The organism is Pelosinus fermentans JBW45 (assembly GCF_000271665.2).
Taxonomy (GTDB): domain Bacteria; phylum Bacillota; class Negativicutes; order DSM-13327; family DSM-13327; genus Pelosinus; species Pelosinus baikalensis.
In genome coordinates this window covers 3,618,951-3,642,613 of record NZ_CP010978.1, presented here as the reverse complement: position 1 = coordinate 3,642,613, position 23,663 = coordinate 3,618,951, and the positions used below count along the sequence as shown (strand labels likewise).

Here is a 23,663-nt window from a genome sequence, read left to right as displayed (position 1 = left end):
GTACTGTCAGAGAAAGTAGGTAGCATATCGATGAATTTGAAAACTAAGAATCTTGAGACTGATATTCTAATCGTTGGGGGCGGAACAGCAGGCTGCTTTGCTGCAATCACCATAGCTGAGAATTCAGATGCAAAAGTAATCATTGCAGAAAAAGCAAATATAAAACGCAGCGGCTGCTTAGCAGCAGGGGTCAATGCTCTAAATGCCTACATTGTAAAGGGGCAGACTCCTGAGAACTATCTTACTTATGCCAAAAACGATGCAGAAGGCGTGGTAAGAGAAGATCTTGTATATACCATTGCCCAGAAACTGAATCAGGTGACAAAAAAGGTTGAGGATTTAGGCCTTGTTATTTTGAAGGATGAAGCTGGGCAGTATGTTTCTCGCGGCAATCGCAATATCAAAATAAATGGTGAAAATATAAAACCCATTTTGGCGGATGCAGTAAGTAAGCTTCCTAATGTTACTGTGATCAATCGCATGAATATCATTGATTATATCCTGCAGGATGGAAAAATTATAGGCGCATATGGATTTTCTCTTGATACCGCTGTTTTATATGTAATCTCGGCAAAAGCTGTTATCTGTACTACGGGAGGGGCTGCAGGGCTTTATAAACCCAACAATCCTGGATTTTCTAAACACAAAATGTGGTACTCTCCCTTTAATACAGGGGCTGGATATGCCATGGGCATTCGAGCAGGCGCTGAAATGACAACGTTTGAAATGCGATTTATTGCACTTCGCTGTAAAGATACCATTGCCCCTACTGGAACCATTGCCCAAGGAATTGGAGCGCAGCAGACGAATAGTAAGGGAGAAGAATACGAGAAGAACTACGGTATTCCAAAGACCTCGATTCGAATGTATTCTACAGTAATGGAAAACCAAAAAGGCAAAGGCCCTTGTTATTTGCAGACCTTGGGTATTAGCCAAGAACAAGAACAGGACCTATATAAAGCCTATTTAAATATGTCTCCAGCCCAAACCTTGTCATGGCTGGAAAATGGAAAGGGACCGGCCAGTGAGAATGTTGAAATTGAAGGAACCGAACCTTATATTGTTGGTGGTCATACAGCAAGTGGGTATTGGATAGATACGAATAGAGCCACAACGATTCAGGGGCTTTATGCTGCTGGTGACGTGGCTGGAGGCAGTCCTCAGAAATATGTAACAGGATGTTTTGCAGAAGGTGAAATTGCAGCCGTTGCTGCTGTAGCTTATATACAAGGCATAGTAATTACCCCACCTGACTTGCAGGATGTTGAAAGAAAAGCAGGAGCTGTTAATGCTTTTTTTAGAAACGAACAAGGTCTTTATACGGTGGAAGAAATCGAAGAGGCTATGCAGAAAGTTATGGATCAATATGCAGGCGGAATTTCTTCCGGCTATGTTTTTAACCTTAGTAAACTGCAAGTGGCAAAAAGACAGATTAAAGACTTATTGCAGCTTAGTTATAAGCTTAAAGCCCATGATTTACACGAACTGATGCTGATTTACGAAGTGATTGACCGATTGTATGTTTGTGATACATTAATTCAGCATTTAGGCGCAAGAAAAGAGACGCGATGGCATACGTTTCAAGAAAATGCTGATTATCCTGAGCGAGATGATGTCAATTGGCTGAAATATGTAAATTCACGTTTTTCTGAGGGCGAAGTCAAAATAATACTGCGAGATTTAGTAAAGAAGGATGACATCTATGAGCATAAAGATTGATCGTCATAAATGCACCGGCTGTGGAAAATGTCGAGAGGTTTGTCCTGGTAGTTTGTTAGCAGAAGATCCTGCTGGAAAGACCCAGATCAAATATCCTAAAGAATGTTGGGGCTGTACTTCCTGTGTCAAGGAATGCAACTTTAATGCAATCCAGTATTATCTGGGAGCAGATATGGGCGGCAAGGGGAGTTTTCTGTACACAAAGCAAGAAGGTCAACTCTTACATTGGATCATCGTTGCACCAGATGGCAGTAAGCAAATACTCACCATCGATAAGAGACAGGCTAATGCCTATTAGGAGGAAAAGTATGGATCATTTAGATAGACTCGAGGCTCAGAGTATTTTTATATTGCGAGAAGCCTATAAAAAATTTGGTAAGCTAGGAATGTTATGGTCAATCGGCAAGGACTCAACGGTGATGTTGTGGCTGGCTAAGAAGGCGTTCTTTGGTCATTGCCCATTTCCTTTTATTCATGTGGATACGACTCATAAAATTCCGGAAATGATTGCATTTAGAGATCGAATGGCTAAAGAGTATAATATCGAATTGATTGTTCATACCAATCAAGAGGCTTTAGATGCAGGCATGGGGCCAGACAAAGGTCGATTGGTCTGTTGTAAGGCACTGAAAACAGATGGTCTGCAGCAGGTAGTTACCAAGTATGAATTTGAAGGTCTAATTTTAGGGATTCGTCGGGATGAAGAAGGATCACGTTCCAAAGAGCGAGTCTTCAGTGAACGAAACAAAGATTCGGAATGGGACTATACAAATCAGGCACCCGAATTATGGGATCAATTTAAGACCGATTTTCCTAAAGGGAATCATATTAGGGTACATCCCATTCTTCATTGGAATGAAATGGACATTTGGGCTTACATTGAAAGGGAGAAAATCGAATTAGTAGATTTATATTTCGCTAAAAATGGCAAACGATACAGAAGCCTGGGATGTGCTCCATGTACAGGGCAAATTGATTCCAATGCGGTTACCGTTGCTCAGATTATTGAAGAATTGAAAAATACGAAAGTGGGCGAAAGAGCAGGCAGGGCTCAAGATCAGGAAGATTCATATGCCATGCAAAAACTCCGTAAAGATGGATACATGTAAGATGCGGCCTGTGGGTAATGAGAGAATCGTATAGGAGGAAAGTCAATGGATATTGCTAGAGAAGTATTAAATATTGTTGTTGTCGGACATGTAGACCATGGGAAATCTACAGTAATCGGTCGTTTGCTATATGATACAAAATCCCTCCCAGAAGGTGCTATCGATCGGGTCAAGAGAATTGCGAAGGAAAAGGGAAAACCTTTTGAATACGCATATTTATTGGACGCTTTTGAAGAGGAACAAAAACAGGGTATTACAATTGATACTACACAGCTTCAATTTCGTACGGATAAACGAGACTATGTGATCATTGATGCGCCTGGTCATAAGGAATTCTTGAAGAATATGATATCCGGAGCTGCCAGTGCCGAAGCTGCACTCTTAATTATTGATGCGAACGAAGGTATTCAGGAACAATCCAAACGGCATGGTTATATCTTATCGCTGTTAGGAATTCAAAAAGCCTATGTATTAGTGAATAAGATGGATCTAATACAGTATTCCGAAGAAAAGTTTAATGCGATTAAGCAGGAAATGAATGAGTTTTTAACGAGTCTACATGTCTATCCATTAAAATATATACCCGTTTCTGCTTTTCATGGAGAAAATATAACTGCTTCATCGGATAAAATGCCATGGTATAAGGGAGAGCCCGTTTTAAAAGCCATTGATTTATTTGAGAAGGATAAGGGGCTAGAGGGTAAACCTTTACGTTTCCCCATACAAGATGTATATAAGTTTGATAGCAGGAGAATTATTGCAGGAAGAATTGAAGCGGGTACCTTACGAACAGGAGATGAAATTTTAATCTCTCCTAGTAATAAGGTAACGAAAGTGAAAAGTATAGAGTATTGGGTGGAAAAAGATAAAGTAGATCAGATCTCTGCGGGAATGTCTGTGGGGATTACCGTAGAGGATGAGTTTTTTAACCAACGGGGTGAATTTATCTCTCATACCTATGATGCCCCAATTACTTCTGATACCTTTAAAGTTTCTCTCTTCTGGATGGGAAAAAATGATTTAGTAAAAAATAAGGAATACAAGCTCAAATTAGCCACACAAGAAGTAGAATGTGAAATTTATGCGATTAATAAAGTGATTGATGCGACTACATTAGAAAACCTGGAAAATGCCAGCCAGGCAAAGACCAATGATGTAGCGGAAGTAACGATCAAGACTAAACGGGAAATCTGTTTTGATGAATTTAGAAACAATCAAAATACAGGCAGATTTGTCATCGTGGATGGTTATGATGTCTGTGGCGGCGGGATCGTTACTGGTTTAGCACAAGAAAGACAATCTGTCAGCAAATTCTTAAAACAAGATGATGAAATAACAGCCAAGTGCTTTGATGAGTATTACTATGTCTTTACTGAGGGCGGGATTAAGAAAATTGAAGGTGTGCCTCATTCTTTTAGCTTAGGGGATGTTATACCTTCCACGGGTGTAACCTATGAATATCCAGCAGATTTCAATGTAGTTGATATAAGAACAGGTCTTATTGCAATCATCAGAAAATCCAAATTACAGGATATCATTTCAATGAAGCTTTTGACCTATGAACAGAGTCCTTTCATTGATTCACAAGGTGCTTTTATTAAGATTCATTCCGAAGAGGATTTTAATAACTTTGCAGCAGATCTTGAAAAATTGCAACAGTCGGAAATCAGCAGGACGGCAGCTTTTGCCAATCAATGGTTTGATTTTATGAAATTTAGACAAATCCGATATTTGACGGCGACCAAGTCTTTAGAAATTGAATATCAAATATAGATACAACGAATTGCTAGGTTGGAACACCAAAGGCTAAGACATATCATAAGATATGCTCTTAGTCCTTTTCCTTTATGCAAAAAAAGCTATATTTATTGTACATGCCTTGTTATTATGCCGAAAAATACCCATTAGGAAACCAAAAATACTTACAAGAAGGCGTAGTAAAGTGAAAATGTACCTAATTTGCAACAAATTTTGATTCGAAATTTATTTATGTTGCATAAAAGGTACTGATTTAAAAAGAGTAGTGTCGAAGAATACTTTAATATTGTTAGTTTTATTGGGATGGCAGTTGTAAGATTGTTTTGGCATGAAAGTTGCAGAGATTATATAATGACCAAATAACATATAAGGAACATCATGATTATACAGGTGTGATTCATGTGATATTATACTATGCCAAATGATTACAGTAAGCGTGAAAATACGAATCTATGAAGAGGCTGAGGAGGTTTATCTACTAATGAAAAAAATTGAGGCAATAATAGCTTCTGCACAAATTTTTCGTGATGCCAGTATGTTTGATTCTAATACTATAGTGTGTGATAGTGAGGCGAGAATCATTCATTTTGTACCTGCACTTACCTTTGATGCCAATGTTAAAATAGGAGAAATTGCATCAGGGGGACCAATCAAAGAATGTATTCGAACTAGGAAAATAGTGAGAAGTATTATTCCAGAGCAAGTATACGGAGTGACATTAAAGGCTATTATTTCACCAATTTTTGAGGATGATGGAACGTTTGTAGGGATTATTGGTACTGCGACTAGTTTGAAATTACAAGAATCTCTTTATAATGCGACACAAAGTATTGCCGCTACCTCTCTGCAACTAGCCACAACAACAACAGAACTGGTGGAAGATGCCAGCCATTTGGCAAATGATTTAGCATCGGCTAGAGTCGGCAGTGAGCGGGTTCTCACAGAGATTAATCGGACGGATGATATCTTACGATTTGTGAGCGAGGTTGCGGACAATTCCAATTTACTAGGGTTGAATGCAGCAATTGAAGCGGCAAGGGCGGGAGAACAGGGACGAGGTTTTGCTGTTGTGGCAGATGAAATTCGTAAGATGGCAGTTCATAGTGCGCAATCGGTAAAAGACATCAAAAATATTTTGAAAAATATACAAAATGAAACCAAAAACGTGGTAGCTACCATAATAGGTACTACAGAATTGGGCGAGCGGCAAGCAGCAGCAACAGAAGAAATAGCGGCAGCTATGCAGCAGCTATCTTCAGCAACTGCCGATATTGAAAAGATTGCAGAAATAAGCTAGTGTTATAAATGAATAGACTTATAAATAGTGATAAGGTATGATTTATCTTAGAAAGGATGACAAATCATAATGAGTGAATAAAGTAGAAACCAATACTCATTAAAGGTATAGGGAGGGATGATCTATTGCCGTATGTTTCAAAAAAAACAGAACCTGGATTTCACTTCGAAAAACGGAATATTGAAAAAATTTTAAATAATCTTCCTGATCCTATCTTTGTAACTGATCGTTATGGTAATGTATTGCTTTCCAATTCAACTACCGCATTGACACTAGACCTGTCGCTAGATCAATTATTGAAATCCAATATAAAGGATCTCATTCGTAAAGGCTATTATAATAAATCATATGCTTTAGAAGCTACGGAGAAAAAATGTAAGGTAAGTGGCTTATTAAAAACCAAACTTAATATCGAACAAATCTCAACGAGTACACCTGTTCTTGATGAAAATGGGAATGTAATATTTGTTGTGACGAGCGGTAAGGCCAAACAAAAGACTGATAAATGTGCAGGAAATGCCAACCAGGAAGTCCTAGATCAAAGAAAAAGAGAAATAGAATATCTTCGTAGTTATGTTTTGGAAACAGATAAAGTTGTAGCTGAAAGCATGTCAATGCGCAAGTTATTATTTAGAGCTCATAGTGTTGCCCAAACGGATAGTACCGTGATGCTTTATGGGGAAACGGGAACGGGAAAGGAGGTTTTAGCTAAATATATACACCGTCATAGTAAAAGATCGGACGAAGCCTTTATTGCTGTGAATTGTGCCAATTTACCAGAACATCTTGTGGAATCTGAATTATTTGGCTATGAAAAAGGAGCTTTTACAGGAGCTTCTTCCGAAGGTAAAATGGGATTGTTTGAAGCTGCCCACGGTGGTACACTTTTTTTGGACGAGATAGCTGAACTGCCGTTAGCTCTCCAGTCTAAGCTGCTTAGAGTCTTAGAAACCTGTGAAGTGAGGCGTTTGGGCAGCCATGTGGATCGAACAATGGATTTTCGTTTGATTGCTGCCACACATAAAGATTTAAAAAAAATGATGGAAGCAGGGTTATTTCGGTCTGATTTGTATTATCGCCTTGAGGTTATACCCATTTGCATACCTCCTCTACGCGAGAGACCAGAGGATATTCTGGTTTTGGCTTTGAGATTCCTGGAAGGATTCAATAAAAAATATGAAGTAGAAGTTGAGTTTGATGCAGCGATATTAGAATCGTTCCAAAGCTATAGTTGGTTAGGAAATGTACGTGAATTGAGAAATGCTGTAGAAAGAAAAGTCATTAATAGTTTACAAGAGGATTCTGTTGGTATGCTGGAGTTCAATCTTGCTGAAAACAGTTGTTTTTCCCAATATGATTGCCTAAGTCTATTAGGCTCGGATGGTACATTAAAAGAAGTGACACGCAGATTTGAAGAGATCTACATTAATAAAGTATTAAGAAAATGTAATGGGCGTATAGGTGATGCTGCTGAAAAGTTAGGTATTTATCGCACTGTTTTATATCGTAAATTAAAGAGATTTCAAGAGGAGAAGGATCGATCGGTTAATTAAGAAATAGGGATGTACCTTTTTGGGTACATCCCTATTTCTTAAGAAGTTTAAGATAAAATCAGCTGTAATTTAATTAGAACATCATCATTTAATGAAGAAATAGTACATGTAAAAAAACTATCAATTTGCATAAAATGTAACCAAATATGCTTATTGTCAAGAGAGAGGAAGTTATTTACTGAAAGAAGGCAGATGCACCTAAAAAGGTACGTTTGCCTTCTTTTAAATTTTTTCAATGTTCCAAAAAGAGTACGTACTACATTCATAATCAATTGAAAACTGCAAGCAAGTGTTGATTTTGCTAGGTTTGTTAATGAGGATAAGGACTGGCATGAATTTTGCAAATCACTATTCATGAGATACAGGATAGATCAAGAGAAAAGGGGAGATTGTGTTGTCTAAAATAAAAACTGCGGATGAGGTAGCTGAGCTGATTAAAGACAATTCGACAGTGGGAGCTACTGGTTTTGGCCTTGCTGGCTGGGCCGAAGAAGTAGCACAGGCGATTGAAAAAAGATTTCTAGAGACGAACCATCCTCAGAATATGACCTTAGTACATGGTTCCGCCATAGGTGATTGGAAAGAAAGAGGCACCACTCGTTTGGCGAAGGAAGGGCTGGTAAAACGTTGGATCGGTGCTCATATCGGATCTTCGCCGAATATGTCCAAGCTGGTAGCGGAGGGGAAGATTGAAGGTTATTGCCTGCCGCAAGGCGTAATCATTCTGCTTTATCGTGAAATTGCGGCGAAAAGACCGGGGCTAATTACCAAAGTAGGATTAGGAACTTTTGTAGATCCCCGTCTTGATGGGGCAAAAATGAATTCCTTTACAACCGAGGAGATTGTTAAAGTTGTAAATTTTGAAGGCGAAGAATGGCTGTTTTACAAAAGATTCCCGATTAATGTTGCGTTAATTCGCGCCACGACTGCTGACGAAAATGGTAACCTTACCATGGAAAAAGAAGGAGCACTTCTGGAAGCACTGCCATTGGCCCAAGCAACTAAAAATAGCGGCGGGATAGTCATTGCTCAAGTTGAGTACTTAGCTAAGGGGGGATCGCTGCATCCCAAAGACGTTAAAGTGCCAGGAATTTTAGTGGATTACATAGTAGTAGCGACGAAGCAGGAAGCTTGTTGGCAGACAGAAGGATTATATTATAGTCCCGCTTTCTCTGGTGATATGAAGGTGTCTTTGGATGCGATCCCTGAGCTGCCAATGAATGAACGTAAAATTATTGCTCGTCGGGCAGCTATGGAATTAACACCAGGTACAGTTGTTAATTTAGGGGTTGGTATACCGAGTGATGTTGCCGCTGTGGCGAATGAAGAAAATGCAACTCATTTGATGACCTTGACTACAGAAGCAGGTGGGGTTGGCGGCGTGCCGGCAAGCTTACCGAATTTTGGTCAATCTTATAATGGAGAAGCCATAATCGATCATCATGCCCAATTCGATTTTTATGATGGTGGCGGTGTTGATGTCGCATTTTTAGGCCTTGCCCAAACAGATAAAGAGGGTAATGTGAACGTTAGTAAATTTAAAGGGCGAGCTATGGGTTGTGGCGGGTTTATCAATATAACCCAGAACTCCAAAAAAGTAGTGTATTGCGGTTCCTTTACGGCTGGAGGACTTCAGGTTGCAGCTAAGGATAATAAATTGCTCATTGTCCAGGAAGGCAAAGGTAAAAAGTTTATTGATACTGTGGAGCAAGTTACCTTTAGCGGTAAGTATGCGGCTAAAATGAAACAACCTGTAATATATGTTACCGAACGTGCTGTATTTACGCTGGAAAATGGAAAAATGACCTTGATCGAAGTTGCTCCAGGCATTGATCTCGAAAAGGACATATTGGCATTGATGGATTTTAAACCAGAGATTTCCCCGGATTTAAAATCCATGCCAATCGAAATTTTTCAGCCCAGATGGGGACAATTGAAAAATATAATTGAAGCCAAAAAGAAAGGTTGATGAGAAAATGGCTGACATGACGCTTACACATGAACAACAAAAATTACAAGCACTTGCGCGTGAATTTACCGCAAAGCACATTATTCCTGTAGCCAGTGAATGGGATGAGAAGGGTGAATTTCATAAATTCATTCTGGAAGAAGTAAAAAATATTGGTTTACATTGTATGGCAGTACCAAAAGAATATGGTGGACCTGGATGCGACTCTGTTTCTCAATCGGTAGTTATGGAGCAATTTGGTTATGGTTGCTGTGCATTTGCTACTACCCTTGGTGGTAATGGATTAAGTTCATACCCCTTAGCAATCGCTGGTACTGATGAACAGAAACAATTGTACTATGGTCGGCTTGTCGCTGGAGGAATGGGAGGGTTCGCCCTTACCGAGCCAGGAGCTGGTTCGGATGCAGGATCATGTGCGACGACTGCTAAGTTAGATGGCGATAAGTGGGTGCTGAATGGAACAAAGTGTTTTGCAACTACTTGCGGCGTGGCTAACATAATGGTGGTATTTGCCAGTACCGATCCCAGCAAAGGCGTAAAGGGCCTTAGTGCTTTCATTGTAGAAAAAGAGCGGGATGGTTTTTCCGTTGGTGCAGTGGAGCATAAAATGGGTATCCGCAGTTCCAATACTGTAGAGCTGCTGTTGAAAAATGTTCGGATTCCCAAGAATCATTTATTGGGTAATGAAGGCGAGGGCATGAAAATCGCGATGAAGACCTTGGATATGGCTCGCCCAATTGTTGCTTCCATGGCAGTGGGGGTAGCTCAGAGGGCTTTGGATGCAGCGGTTGCATTTGCTAAGGCTTATTTGGATGTGAATGGTAAGCCTATCGGAATGCAGCAGGCTGTTAGCTTTAAATTAGCAGATATGGCAATTCAAGTAGAAGCTGCCAGACAGCTGGTGCGAAATGCTCTTCGCCTGAAAGATGCTGGCGTGCCTTATACGAAAGAAGCGGCAATTGCTAAGACTTTTGCGACAGATACAGCTATGCAGGTATCGGCAGATGCTGTTGGTTTGATGGGCAACTATGGTTATTCCAAAGATTCCTTTGTGGAAAAATTGATGCGTGATGCGAAAGTCACTCAAATTTATGAAGGTACAAACCAAGTGCAACGGATCGTCATCGCCGGTCAGTTGCTGCGTTAAGAACTGAATAAACAATAGGAGGGTAACGAATGAGTTACGCATTGACAGAAGAACAGCAATTGATTCAGCAAAGTGCCAGGGAGTTTACCCGGGAGTATATAGAACCTATCGCCACGGAGATGGATCGTACAGGGATTCATCCTAGTGCAGTTGTTCAGCAGATGGCTGAACACGATTTTCTCGGCTTATACCTGCCAGAGGAATTTGGTGGTACTGAGGCAGGTTATCTTAGCTATGTGCTTATCATCGAAGAGATTTCCCGCATGAGCGGTGCGGTTGCCTCCATTCTGATTAACCATGCTTCTTTAGCTGCTTATACAATGTATCGCTTTGGATCAGCAGTGCAAAAACAAGAGTGTTTACCGGCATTATGCAGTGGTGAAAAATTAGCAGCCTTTGCTCTTACTGAACCAGGAGCAGCTCCTGGGGTAGGAAGCCATAAAGTGATAGCAACCAAAGAGGGGGATCACTATGTGCTGAATGGCCATAAATGTTATGTGGCCAATGGTGGGGTTGCTGACATTTATGTGGTCTTCGCTCTTACAAATCCTGAGGCTGGTGCCAAGGGGATGAGCGCATTTATCGTTGATGCCAAGGCGGCAGGTCTATCGATTCAGCGCACCATAGGTAAGATGGGTTTACGTGGTTGCCAATCAGCAGAGCTTATTTTTGAAAATGTGATGGTACCACAAAGCAATTTGCTGGGAGCTGCGGGTGCTGGCATGAAGATTGTGAAAGAAGCACAGTTGGTTGCTAGTGTGGCTGAGGGCGCGCAAGTAGTTGGTATTGCGCAAGCTGCCATGGAGGATGCTGTGAAATATGGTAAACAGAGGGTTCAATTTGGTAGGCCGATTGCTGCCTTCCCTGCCATTCAGACCATGCTGGCTGAGATGGCAACCCATATTCATATAGCTCGCTTGGCAGTTTATGATGCGGCTAGTCTGATTGAAAAGGGTGAAGATTTCATGAAGGAAGCAGCTATGGTGAAGTTATTCACTGGACGTATTGGGCAAAGTGCATTAATTGATGTGATTCAAATTGAAGGCGGCTATGGTTATAGCCAGGAAATGATAGCCTCGCGTTTTTATCGGGATATTAAAGGGGCCGTCATTACAGAAAGCTCTGCTGCTTTCCCGGAAAAAGTGATAGCTGACGATTTGCTTGCATAATAGAAGGCTTTAGAATAAGCGTAGTTAGTGGAGAGGGCAGCCAATAGAACCTCTCCCTAAGAAGGGAGTAGTAACATGCCAAGAATTCTTGTCTGCTATAAATGGGTATTAGATGAACAAGATATTAAAATTAATCCAGGGGATTTATCCCTCGACTCTAGCAAGGCAAAATATAAAATAAGTGATTATGATAAAAATGCCATTGAAGAAGCAATGCTGCTGGTGGAGTCAAAGGAAGGTAGTGTAGATGCACTTACTTTTGGTAGTGATAAAGTCAAACAATCATTGAAAGACGTCCTATCCCGGGGGCCGGGCAAGGTAGACTGGATTGGTGACACCGCCTTTGAACAGGCAGATGCTTTTGTGACAGCTAATGTTTTGGCCGCAGCTATTCGCAAGAATGGATCTTATGACCTGATTCTTTGTGGTGAGGGAAGCTCTGATTCTTATAGCCAACAAGTAGCACCACGTTTAGCCGCTATACTTAGCATCCCAGCAATCACCTTTGTACAAAAAATTAGCATAGATGGCAGTCGTATCATTGCCACTCGTAAGCTGGGAGATTGCACGGAAGTTGTGGAAGTAGCGGGACCTGCGGTACTTAGTGTCCTGCCTGAAATAAATAAGCCCCGCATACCTAGCTTGAAACAGGTTATGGCTGCAGCAAAAAAGCCGTCCCAGGAAGTAAAACTTGCAGATTTACAATTAGGAGCAGAAGAGCTTCAGCCTAAAACCATTACCTTGTCGGTAAAAGGATACGTGATGAATCGCAAAAATATTTTATATAAAGAGGCCAATCAGGCCGATAATGTTGCTAAACTTGTAGCCAGTCTTGCTCAAGAGGGCATGTGCTAGGGGAAAGGAGTAAAAAATGTCAGGTATTTGGATATATTCGGAAGATAGCATGATTGCAAAAGAACTGCTTACAGTTGGTTTAGCATTGAAAGTAAGTATGGGGAAATCAGTAGGTGTTATTACCCTTGCTAGTGAAGAGCAAGATGCTTTTATTGCGGCAGGGGCAGATAAGGTCTGTATCTTAAAGGGACAGAACCCTTGGCCAGAAAGTTATGCTGGTGCAGTTGCTGACTTTCTTAGCAAAGAACAAGCTAGTGTACTATTAGTTGGCGGGACGCTGCGGGGAAAAGATTTAGCGGCTAAAGTGGCTGCCATTCTAAAAACTGGATTAGTAACAGATGCATTAACAGTAGGGTATGTAAATAATGGCATTGAAACAACTCGTTTGATATATGGTGGGTTAGCCATTCGGACCGAAGCTGTTTCACTGCCGGCATTCGTTACCGTGCCGCCTCGGACGTATACCGAAGCACCGGCAATGGCTGGCAGGCAAGGGGAAATATTTACTGTAGAAGTTGACAATACAGCTTCAGGGGTTTCAGTTAGTAATGTGTGTCCAATCATTCGTGAGGGCGCAGATATTTCAACTGCGAGCAGGGTTATTGGTGTTGGTCGTGGCTTTAGCAAGAAAGAAGACTTAGCAATGGCTGAAAAATTAGCCCAAGCCATTGGTGCTGAAATTGGTTGTACAAGAGGTATCGCCGAGGATAGCCATTGGCTGCCAAGTGAACGCTATATTGGTATCTCTGGGCAAAAAGTGAAAGCTGAGCTTTATCTTGCTGCCGGGATATCAGGACAAGTGCAACATGTTGTAGGCGTACGTGATTCTAAAATTATTGTAGCGATTGATACCAACGAAAAGGCGCCCATCTTTGCGGCAGCGGATTACGGTATTGTAGGTGATCTGTATGAAGTATTACCATTATTAGCAGAAGCAATAGAGAAAAAGTAAAGTACTCGTGTTCTTGTAAGGAGGTGTCTGACATGTCAGAAGAAGAAAAATTTGATGCTATTATTATCGGTGCGGGTCCTGCGGGAGCGGCCTGTGCATATGTCCTGGCGAAGGAGGGCAAAAATGTAATCCTGATTGAGCGCGGTGCAACTGCTGGCGAGAAAAATGTTACTGGTGGGCGTTTATATACCTATGCTATGGAACTTGTAGAGCCAGGATTATATAAGCAGGCTCCCATGCAGCGCAAGGTCGTACGTGAGCAGATTATGATGATGAGTGCGAACAGTGCCATCACTATAGATTACGGGAACTATGATTTTGGGACAGAAATACCCCAATCCTTCAACGTACTTCGTGCTCCTTTTGATGAGTGGTTTGCTGCTCAAGCAGAAGAACAAGGAGCTATGCTGGCTTGTGGAATTCTGGTAGAAGATTTGATCGAAAGAGATGGAAAAATTATTGGTGTAAGAGCAGGCGATGACGAGATCTATGCTAATGTTGTCATCGCAGCTGACGGAGTCAATTCATTGATTGCGCAAAAGGCAGGGCTGCGAGATGACATTTCTGTCCATGCCGTGGCGGTTGGGGCTAAAGAAATCATCGAATTACCTAGGAATGTAATCGAGGATCGGTTTAACCTAACAGGTGATGAGGGGGCAGCCCGAATGCTGGTTGGTGGTACAGATGGAGTTCTCGGCGGAGGCTTTATGTACACCAACAGTAACAGTATTTCTCTGGGGGTAGTGTTGAGTCCAGAGGATCTTGCTCGCCAGGGCAAAAAAATCCACGACATTCTTCAGGACTTGAAGATGCACCCAGCTATATATTCACTCATTAAAGATGGCACGACAGTGGAGTACGGAGCTCATCTGGTGCCAGAAATTGGTTTCAGCGGCATCCCCAAAAAACTATACCGTGATGGTTTAGTAGTAGTAGGGGATGCTGCAGGTATGTGCATGAATACAGGTACAATCCTTAGAGGCATTGATCTGGCAATTGTAAGCGGTGTAGCCGCGGCAAGAGCAATCATTGCTAATGAGGGTGCTAGTGATGTTGGAGCCGCATATATGCAGCAACTAGAACAATTACAGCTTCTGCCCACCATGCGTCTTTATGGTAAATATCATGAATTGTTGGGTAATGCTCGCATGATTTCTACCTATCCAAACATGGCGAATGAAATCATGAAGATGATGTTCAGTGTTGATGGCACATTACCCAAACGTATCGACAAGGCTATGCTTGGTATTGTAAAAAAACATGTTACCTTTGGACAAATAGTAGCAGATGGCTGGAAGGGGTTTAAAGCAACAACATGACAATAAAAAAACTTACACCAGAAGAACTTCTTGGACTGGATAAATTCGTTGTTGATGAAGAAGAACCCCATATTCTTCTAGATAAAACGATTTGCGCAAAATGTATGGATAAACCCTGCCTTGTGGTATGTCCAGCCGTCCTTTATACCGTAAAGGATGGAGAAATGAATTTTGATTATGCAGGGTGCTTGGAATGCGGTACTTGTCGAGTGATATGCAAAGACAAGGGAATTGTTCGTTGGACCTATCCGCGAGGGACCTTTGGAGTTGCCTTTAGAAATGGCTAAAGACTAAAAAAGGGAGGGCTAAAAAAGTGAGAAATGAACAAAACTTTTATGGCTGGAAATTATGTGGTGCATTGTGGTTCTTATATTTGCTTAACATGGGTTTTCCGCTATATGGCGGTGCTGTCATTAATACCTATATGATGAAGGAATTAGCCATGGATCGGACTACCTTCGGTCTGGGATTCACTTTGCTGAATTTTTTTATCGGTGTTCCATCCATGCTTATTGCTGGTTCAATTGGCAAGTGGGGTATTAAAACAACTTTTGGTATTGGTTCTGCATTTATTTGTCTCGGAACCCTTTGGATGTCTTTTATTGCGTCACAGCCTTGGCACTATCTGATTGGTTTTGGTGTATTGATTGGCACGGGGATCGGCTTTGGTACCATCGTTCCTTTGTCAACTGCTGTTATTCGTTGGTTCAAAAAGTATCGTGGCAGAGCAATGGCTGTAACCATGACTGCCTCTGGTTTTGCAGGCTTTATTGGTGCACCCCTAATGAATAAAATTTTGGCTGGTAATGGCGGTGATTGGCGGCAAGCATGGTTAATCGTTGCCGGTATTGCTGTTGCAGCTGGAGTTATTGCCTATCTTTTTGTAAAAGAACGCCCAGAAGATTTGGGACAAAGGGTTGATGGTGAGTTGGAAGAAACACCATCAATTCAAAATACTACATCATCAGCATTGTCAACTAAATATGCATGGACACCAGCAGAAGCTTATAAAACAAAATCATTTTGGATGGTTGTTGTTGGTTCCATTGCGTGCCAATTTCCTTTTATGTTTTTTACCGCTCACTGGATTCTTCACCTTAGAGGAGTCGGGATTAATCCTGCTGATGCCGCAATGGCTATGGGGTTATTTACCATGGGGGGGATCGCTGGTCGATTGATTGGTGGTTGGTTAATGGATAAGATGGCTGCTCGTTTTGCCTTTATGTTAGGGATTGTATGTTATTTTGTTGGCTCTTTCTTAGCGATTAGCGTTACGGCAAGCACTCTCTTACTTGCTTATATTGCGGCAATACTGTATGGTGCTGGTTTTGGCTGGACCTTTGTTTGCTTAAATACTATGGTTGGAAACTTTTATGGACCAGCTGCCTTTCCAAAGGTAAATGGAACAGTGTTATTATTATCAGCGATTGCTTGTTCACCTGCCGGAATCGTTGGTGGTAAAATATTCGACGCATTTAAAAGTTATACTCCAGCATTTCAATTGAACGTTGCCATTTGTGTAGTAGGTATTATTGCATTGTTTTTTGCCACAATGCCCCAAGCGAAAATTATAAATAATGGGCATTCATTAAAAAGCTAGCTCTATGGCGTCATCATCTGCTGTTGATTTAATAATATTAGGAGAGTGCAAAGATGAAAAATGTATTGAAAAAGGCAATCTTACCTACAATGGTCGCAATGACAATTACAGCCACTACCTGCGCAGCATCCTTCACGGATGTTCCTACAGATCACTGGGCGTATGCTTCGATTAATCGGCTAGCTAAAGATGGTTTGATTGATGGCTATCCAGACGGATATTTCAAGGGTGACAGGTCCATGAGTCGTTTTGAAATGGCAATTATCGTAGGTAAGGCCATTGACAAGTTTGATAAAGCAGATGAGGCTGATAAAAAAGAAATTGATCGATTATCTGCTGAATTTGCCGGAGAATTAAATCGTATGGGCGTACGTATAGCGAAGGTAGAAGCAAAAACGAATGTCTGGGCTGGTGGTGAAACACGGTTTCGCTATGTAGCCAATAATCCTCAGCCTCTTGGGGGGAAGAAACTTCACGGTTCAGATAGCTTCCAATTCCGACAACGTGTAAAATTATGGGGAACTATCAATGAAAAGACGTCATGGTTTGCACGACTGACAGCCAGTGGTCAAGCTGGTAATTATAGTAGTTCTACCGGTCCGGATGGTACAACTGCAGGGTTTGATGCCTTTGCCATAACTGCAAAAAAACAACTTGGTTTTGATAGCATTCGTATTGGTCGTTTTCCTTTCGATAGCTTTGGTGCTGGACTAATGGGGAAGGCGATTGGTGTTGATGGTATTCGCTTGGATAAGAAAATTGGTGATGTTTCTTTTATTGGTGCTGTTAATAATGTCAAGCCCCTAGCTGACTTAGGCACTGGAACAGGTACTAGCGGGGATGCCAAAACTCTCAGTAATGCACAATTGGGTTGGAAAGTGTCTGATAAACTGTCCTGGCGGGCAGGATATTACTGGGCGGATGTTCCTGGAACGGCAACGGCTGCTGGTACTGGTACCATGAATGTAGGATTGAACGGGGGATTTGATAAATCCCATGGTTGGGCAACTGGATTTGCTTCTAAAATTGGCAAGTATCAGTTGTTTGGCGATTACATCTCTAGTCAATTGGAAGGAGCAACAACTGGTCTTTCTTCTAATCCAAAAGCTTGGGCAGTAGAATTAACCAATAGCACTTTCTCCCCCCCAGTATTCTACTCTGGAGTTAATCTTGTGAATCCAGCAAAGAAAGGGACCAATGCTTGGATGGTTTCTTACCGCAGTGTTGATCCTGGTGCACTACCCGATGGTGCTGGTGGTTTTGATACCATGGCTGTTGCTTATGCTGGTCCGACCAAACCCTATTCTATTATGAAGGGTACTGATAACGTAAATGTCCTCTATCTGGCGTACCAGAATGTTGTAGCTAAGAATGTGGTTGCCTCTCTTGAATACCAAGACTTTAGGATCAAAAATAAAGGACTGACAACCTTAACTTCGGATAATCTGGATAAAACATACATGATGAAACTGGAATTTTTCTATTAAATCTCCTGCGGCCCCGGAATTTCCGAGGCCGTTTATTTATTGGCATTGGAACGTACTGTTTTAGGTCCATTGGGCTATAGCGAATCCACAGCGACAACCGATACAGTGATGTATCGCTCAGCTTCTCGGACAAAATAGAAAATAAAAAAGAATATTCAAATAGAATGAATATATAATTGTTGATAGATTGTAACAAAACAGTAACAAAAATCTTTTATAATATGAAAAATAAGGAAAATAACTTGGTAAGCTTTTACTGTAGGAAAAGAATAGGAGGGAGAAAATGTAGACAATACTTAGCAGTATAACAAGGCAGAACTAGTATTGTGAGCATGTTTTTAAAACAGAGGGTGGGATCTGATATGAATAAAAAAGGCGGATTAATTCTTATATTACTCGTTCTATTCAGTATCAATAGTTATACTTTTGCATCCTATTCACCAAAGCTTGAAGGTAAACCGAGTGAATTTCAGCAAGGTAACAGCATGGGATATTTTATGTGGCAGGACAAAGATGGCTTTCACTTGCGGACTAGTGCAGCAGGAATGAAGCACATATTTAATGGAAGCATCCGTACAAATGGTAAATTTAGTGATATCTTTGTAAAAATGCCAGGGGCGGATGACTCATCTTATGTGAATAGTGATCGAGACAAAATAAATTTTAACTTCACCAATTTGTCAGGAGAAGCAGGAATTGATTTATATGTTAAGGGTGGAACGGATGTTACATTTGAGTTATTCATGGATGGAGAAACGATTGACCCTAAGAATATATATATTGGCAGTGATGGATGGCATCCTGGCAAATCTAAATTTACTCTTCAGCACGATGGGGAAAAAGAAAATAAAGATGATCGAATTATAATTGTTGATGGTGGTTTTTGGTGGGGGTGGGATCATCCTTATGGTCCTTGGCGCCATGGACCGGGACCGAGAGATAGACGGTGGTAAAGTGGTTAATGGCTTGTCTAAATGTAATTGAGGAGAAATAAATGAAAAAAAGATGGTACAGTAGGTATGTATTAATAGCAGCAATAGCCATTATGACAGGTTTGCCTGCTACTTTGGCTTATGCCGCGGATTTTACTGGCAAGCAAATTGTTGATGTAAGTATTAGTGACAACAAAACATTACACGATCTTTCTATGGTGAAACTAAAGCCAGGGGATACATTCAATGCCGAGGTTATTCAGCAGGATCTAAAAACCATTTATGATCTTGGCAGTTTTTATGATGTACAAGCTAATTTTATTGAAGTACCAGAAGGCATTAAAGTGATATATGTTGTTACTGAGAAGATGATGATAAAACGTATTGATTTTGTAGGAACTAAAGTAGTTTCAAGTGAGACCCTGAAAAACCTATCTAAGGGAATGATTGGCAATCTTAGCGATAATAAAATAATTGATGATAAAGTACAAGCCATTGAGCAGTATTATCACGATCAAGGATATATATTAGCCAAGGTGAGTAATATTACTATGGATCAAGAGGGAATACTTAAGGTTTTCATCAATGAAGGTATGATTGAAGGTATTCTTGTAAAAAGCAACGAAAAGACAAAAACTCATGTTATTACTCGTGAAATAAAATTAAAAGAGCAAGAGGCTTTTAATTCCAAAGATGCAAAGCGGAGTTTACAAAGACTGAATAATCTTGGATTCTTCGAAGATGTAAATATGAAATTGAATCCTGGCAGAGAGCCGAATGCCGTTATCGTCCAAGTAGATGTTAAAGAGCAAAAAACCGGAACCTTTACGATTGGCGGAGGCTATAGTGAAAGTGACGGCGTGACAGCGGTTATCGGAGTGGGAGATAGTAATTTTAACGGATCTGGCAATAAGGTTAACCTAAACTATCAGCACGGTTACTCCAGTATTGCTGGTACAGGCTGGAGTCTCAATTTTACGAATCCTTATATCGATAAGAAAGAAACGTCATTAAGTGTGGATTTATTTAATTCGGTTAGTGAAGTGAGTGATTATGGGTTGGACGGCGACAACACAAAGCTTCGTTCTACTTATTATCGCAGATCTCGAGGCTTTAACATTACCTTAGGACGCCCTGAAGGGGAGTATGTAAAAAATTATATTACCCTTACGAAAAGGAAAGATCTTTATATTGAGCATGAATCTGGACCTGTCGACTACTCAGCTACGGACATGACCAGTACTTATTATGATAAGAATTATAATGCAGATTATCTAAAAGATAATTTCGGTGAAGTACATAGCGTGACCTTAGCAAGAGTATATGATACTCGTGATAATGTTTTTAGTCCCACAGAAGGGCAGCGTATTTCCTTAACAAGTGAATTTGCGGGAAAAGCTCTTGGGGGTGAATTTGATTTCAATAAATACATCCTTGACGGACGCAAATATTTTAAAGTTGGTGGCCAGCAAGTTTTGGCATTCCAAGTAACAGCCGGTACCAGTTCAGGAGACCTGCCTGATGCCAGCAAATTTTCTATAGGTGGTATCGATACGCTGCGTGGTTATGAAGATAACGAATTTAAAGGCGATAAAATGTTTACTGCTAAAGCCGAATATCGCTATCCAATAGCAAATAAGTTACAAGGTGTTATTTTTGCAGATGCTGGTAACGCCTGGAGTGGTAGTTATAACTTAAATGATTTGAAGTATAGTATTGGAGCAGGGATACGCGTAAACACACCTGTAGGACCAATACGTGTTGATTATGGATATGGGAAAGAAGGCGGAAAGTGCCATTTTAGCTTTGGTACTCAATTCTAAAGGTTGTTACGGACATGTATAGTAAAGGAAGAGGAAGCTGCTATTAATAATGCAAAGTTAGGGTTAGTTATGGCATTGATTTCCTATAGTTTTAGTTAGGATGGTTATAAGGATTAAATTGCTGTTTGGCTTTGATGAATTAAGGCTAAACAGCAATTTTTTTCTTGTGGGGAAGTTATGTTCAGTAGTTCTGATCTATATTTTATCTATTTGTAAAATATACGACTAATACTTAATGGATAATCGTGCTCATGAATTTATTCTTTAGCTGATTTTAAGAGAATTAATAAAGGTTTTATTCGTATCTTTATGGAATTTATGAGACAAAATGTAACAGTAAGCAGATTTTTTGTGAAGGATTTTGTGATTAAAAGTGGAATGAAAGTAATTAATAGAATAGTACGACAAAAATGACTACGCAAAATGTAACATATTTAATGAAAAACTCTACTTACAGGTTACCTGCTTTATGGGAACTCCCATACTAAATTGATATTTATTTTATGCAATAGGGAGTGGTATTGATTGGATGTTTCGGAGAAAGAGTTTGCTAGCAACTACGAAAAACTACAGCAAAGAATTAGCACGTTAACGGAGGCATGGGAACAATTTCTTTCTACAGGGAAGCTGGTTTCAGATAATATTATATCTGCTGAAGTACTAAGTTCATGGACTCGGTCCAGAAATAGAGGAATTGATCCTTATAATATACCCAATGTAACACTATCAGAAAAAGAATTAAAAGAGCGGCTTGAAAAAAATAGTCAACTGATTAAAGTAGCAACACCTTTTTTGCAAGCAATTGCAGAAAACGTGGAAGGATCTGGTTTTAGAGTTGATCTGTTTGACGCAGATATTTATTTACTGTGGTACTGTGGCGATCGAAAGGTACTTGATGATTCCAAATCGCATAGCCAGATTAAACCAGGAGTATGCAGAAGTGAAGCTACGTGTGGTACGAATGCTATCAATCTGGCGGCTTTACTTGAAAAACCAATACAATTAGTCGGACCGGAGCATTATAACGTAGCATTACAGCATTGGACTTGTTCTGCTGTACCGATAAAAGACGAGAATGGAAAAGTGATTGCAGTAATAAATGCCGCCGGTTATTATTGGCTTAGACACACTCATACTCTTGGTATGATGACAGCTCTTGGCAAAAGTATAGAATATTGCTTAATGCAGCAATCCGTTAGAAATGAGTTAGAGCAAGCAAACAATTTTAACAAAGAAATCATGGAATCGATAAACGATGCATTGATAGTGGTAGATGCAAATGGCAGTATAATGATGGCTAATAAAGTTGTTCGGAAGTCTTTTGGGTTGGGGGAGTTTGATAGTATTACGGGTTTGGCAGTGGACTCTTTATGGGGAAAAAATAACCCGTTTTCTGAAGTCTTAAAAACTAAGCAACCTATTTTTGATAGAGAAATTTCATTTACTATGCAAGGGAGAACAATAAGATTAATGGGTACTATACGACCAATTGGATTTCAGGAAAAAGGATTAAGATGTGTCGTAGGAACTTTTAAAGCTAGAAGTCATACTCGCGGGATGATTAGGAATTTTGTGGGATGGAAAGCTCATTTTACTTTTGAGAACTTGATTGGCGAAAGTAGCGATTTTAAGCAAACCTTACGTTTAGCAAAAGAGACTGCTAAAATGGACAGCAATGTGCTAATTGAAGGTGAGAGTGGAACCGGCAAAGAATTATTTGCTCAGGCAATTCATAATGATAGTGGATACAGTGATGGTCCGTTTGTTGTAATTAATTGTGCTGCAATACCAAATGGTTTGCTGGAAAGCGAACTTTTTGGCTACGAAGGCGGTGCTTTTACCGGAGCTAAAAAAGAGGGACAACCGGGAAAATTTGAGCTAGCTGATAGAGGGAGCATTTTTTTAGATGAAATTAATTCTCTGCCTATTGAAATGCAGGCCAAAATACTAAGAACTCTTCAAAATAGGACAGTAATACGTTTGGGGGGGACGGAGGAGATACCTATAAAGGTTAGAATGATCGCGGCAAGCAACGTTGATCTATGGAAAATGGTACAGCGCAAAGAATTTCGTGAGGATCTGTTCTACCGTATTAATGTGATAACGATTAATCTACCGCCGCTGCGGGAGCGAGAAAATGATCTTGAACTGTTAGTAAATAACATACTAACAATTAAAGGTATACCAACGGACATTTTGGATGAGTCAGCCATTAAAGTAATGAAGAATTATGTTTGGCCCGGGAATATTCGAGAGCTCGAAAATGTACTAGAGAGAAGTTTTGTTTTTGCCAAGGCACGAGGGGCTTTTAAAATAGAAGCTGAAGATGTATTGAATTATCCGGGAATAGAACGCGAAATGAAGAAAAATGATGCAGTAAGCAATAAGCTTATCATTCCCAATAGGGATGAAGAAACGTTAGGTCTCAAAGATAACGAGAAAAAAACGATATTAAATGCATTGGAGGCAAGTGGCGGTAATATTAGCATAACGGCACAAATGCTGGGAGTTGCTCGGAACACATTATATAGAAAAATGAAGCGGTTTGGCATTGACTTTCATGATTATGGGAAAACTGTTTAAAAAATTCATGCTGTCTTACTTTGGTTTATTTCAAAGGAGACAGCATTTCTTGTGTTGTTAAAGGAAATAATCTATTTGTTCTTTATAAGTACTAAGTGTGAACAAGGTAAAACAAAAAGTGATATAAAATGGAACAGTGTTATAGAGTGGAACGATAAAATGTTACATTTTATTGTTAAGAAAGTTGTTATTTTAAAAGTTTTTCTTTATTTTACGGGATTGTGGCTCAAAGTTTTAGTTGGCATGTATTTTGCATTATAAAGAAGTATGGGAATTTCTCTACAAATAAAAGTATGTTAACACTTGGTTGTAAGGCCGGGAAGGATTATGCATAACAAGCTGTTAATTGAGCTGAGTTGATTCTCAGAAGACTATTAAAAAGGTGATGATG

At 40.2% G+C, this 23,663-nt stretch carries 18 protein-coding genes; all 18 read left to right on the top strand.

The window, feature by feature from the left end; genetic code table 11:
- Positions 1-30: 30 nt before the first annotated feature.
- A complete protein-coding gene (locus tag JBW_RS16215; RefSeq protein ID WP_007958360.1) occupies positions 31-1,719 on the top strand; it encodes an adenylyl-sulfate reductase subunit alpha in 1,689 nt (562 codons plus the stop codon).
- Positions 1,703-2,017 carry a 4Fe-4S dicluster domain-containing protein gene (locus JBW_RS16210; RefSeq protein ID WP_007958359.1) on the top strand — a complete coding sequence of 105 codons (315 nt, stop codon included), beginning with the start codon at positions 1,703-1,705 and terminating at the stop codon, positions 2,015-2,017. The genes JBW_RS16215 and JBW_RS16210 overlap by 17 nt, the downstream gene beginning before the upstream one ends.
- Positions 2,018-2,027: 10 nt before the next feature.
- Positions 2,028-2,828 carry a sulfate adenylyltransferase subunit CysD gene (gene cysD / locus JBW_RS16205; protein ID WP_007933471.1) on the top strand — a complete coding sequence of 267 codons (801 nt, stop codon included), beginning with the start codon at positions 2,028-2,030 and terminating at the stop codon, positions 2,826-2,828.
- Positions 2,829-2,873: 45 nt separating this feature from the next.
- Positions 2,874-4,601: a sulfate adenylyltransferase subunit 1 gene (locus tag JBW_RS16200; protein WP_007958357.1), complete on the top strand. Its 1,728-nt coding sequence runs from the start codon at positions 2,874-2,876 to the stop codon at positions 4,599-4,601.
- 466 nt (positions 4,602-5,067) lie between these two features.
- Positions 5,068-5,883: a methyl-accepting chemotaxis protein gene (locus tag JBW_RS16195; RefSeq protein ID WP_007958355.1), complete on the top strand. Its 816-nt coding sequence runs from the start codon at positions 5,068-5,070 to the stop codon at positions 5,881-5,883.
- A gap of 125 nt (positions 5,884-6,008) precedes the next feature.
- Entirely contained in the window at positions 6,009-7,436 is a 1,428-nt protein-coding gene (locus JBW_RS16190) for a sigma-54 interaction domain-containing protein (RefSeq protein ID WP_007958353.1), read from the top strand.
- 394 nt (positions 7,437-7,830) lie between these two features.
- Complete coding sequence (locus JBW_RS16185) at positions 7,831-9,405, top strand: acyl CoA:acetate/3-ketoacid CoA transferase (protein WP_007958351.1); 1,575 nt, start codon at positions 7,831-7,833, stop codon at positions 9,403-9,405.
- Entirely contained in the window at positions 9,383-10,552 is a 1,170-nt protein-coding gene (locus JBW_RS16180) for an acyl-CoA dehydrogenase family protein (RefSeq protein ID WP_235333835.1), read from the top strand. Before JBW_RS16185 ends, JBW_RS16180 begins: the two co-directional genes overlap by 23 nt.
- 29 nt (positions 10,553-10,581) lie before the next feature.
- The gene (locus tag JBW_RS16175; RefSeq protein ID WP_007958340.1) at positions 10,582-11,721 is read left to right on the top strand and encodes an acyl-CoA dehydrogenase family protein; all 1,140 of its coding nucleotides are present in this window, start codon (positions 10,582-10,584) and stop codon (positions 11,719-11,721) included.
- A 75-nt stretch (positions 11,722-11,796) separates the two neighbouring features.
- Positions 11,797-12,576, top strand: coding sequence for an electron transfer flavoprotein subunit beta/FixA family protein (locus JBW_RS16170; protein ID WP_007958328.1), 780 nt, complete (start codon positions 11,797-11,799; stop codon positions 12,574-12,576).
- Between the two features lie 16 nt (positions 12,577-12,592).
- Positions 12,593-13,528, top strand: coding sequence for an electron transfer flavoprotein subunit alpha/FixB family protein (locus tag JBW_RS16165; RefSeq protein WP_007958325.1), 936 nt, complete (start codon positions 12,593-12,595; stop codon positions 13,526-13,528).
- A gap of 32 nt (positions 13,529-13,560) precedes the next feature.
- Positions 13,561-14,847 carry an FAD-dependent oxidoreductase gene (locus JBW_RS16160; RefSeq protein WP_007958323.1) on the top strand — a complete coding sequence of 429 codons (1,287 nt, stop codon included), beginning with the start codon at positions 13,561-13,563 and terminating at the stop codon, positions 14,845-14,847.
- Entirely contained in the window at positions 14,844-15,134 is a 291-nt protein-coding gene (locus JBW_RS16155) for a ferredoxin family protein (protein ID WP_007958321.1), read from the top strand. Before JBW_RS16160 ends, JBW_RS16155 begins: the two co-directional genes overlap by 4 nt.
- 26 nt (positions 15,135-15,160) lie before the next feature.
- Positions 15,161-16,447, top strand: coding sequence for an MFS transporter (locus JBW_RS16150; protein ID WP_007958319.1), 1,287 nt, complete (start codon positions 15,161-15,163; stop codon positions 16,445-16,447).
- Between the two features lie 53 nt (positions 16,448-16,500).
- Positions 16,501-17,934 (top strand): S-layer homology domain-containing protein, encoded by a 1,434-nt coding sequence (locus JBW_RS16145; protein ID WP_007958317.1) that lies wholly within the window; start codon positions 16,501-16,503, stop codon positions 17,932-17,934.
- Between the two features lie 362 nt (positions 17,935-18,296).
- Positions 18,297-18,887, top strand: coding sequence for a hypothetical protein (locus JBW_RS16140; RefSeq protein ID WP_007958314.1), 591 nt, complete (start codon positions 18,297-18,299; stop codon positions 18,885-18,887).
- Between the two features lie 41 nt (positions 18,888-18,928).
- Positions 18,929-20,689, top strand: coding sequence for a BamA/OMP85 family outer membrane protein (locus JBW_RS16135; RefSeq protein ID WP_007958312.1), 1,761 nt, complete (start codon positions 18,929-18,931; stop codon positions 20,687-20,689).
- A gap of 525 nt (positions 20,690-21,214) precedes the next feature.
- On the top strand, positions 21,215-23,272 hold the full coding sequence (locus JBW_RS16130) for a sigma-54-dependent Fis family transcriptional regulator (protein WP_007958305.1): 2,058 nt from the start codon (positions 21,215-21,217) through the stop codon (positions 23,270-23,272).
- Positions 23,273-23,663: the final 391 nt, after the last annotated feature.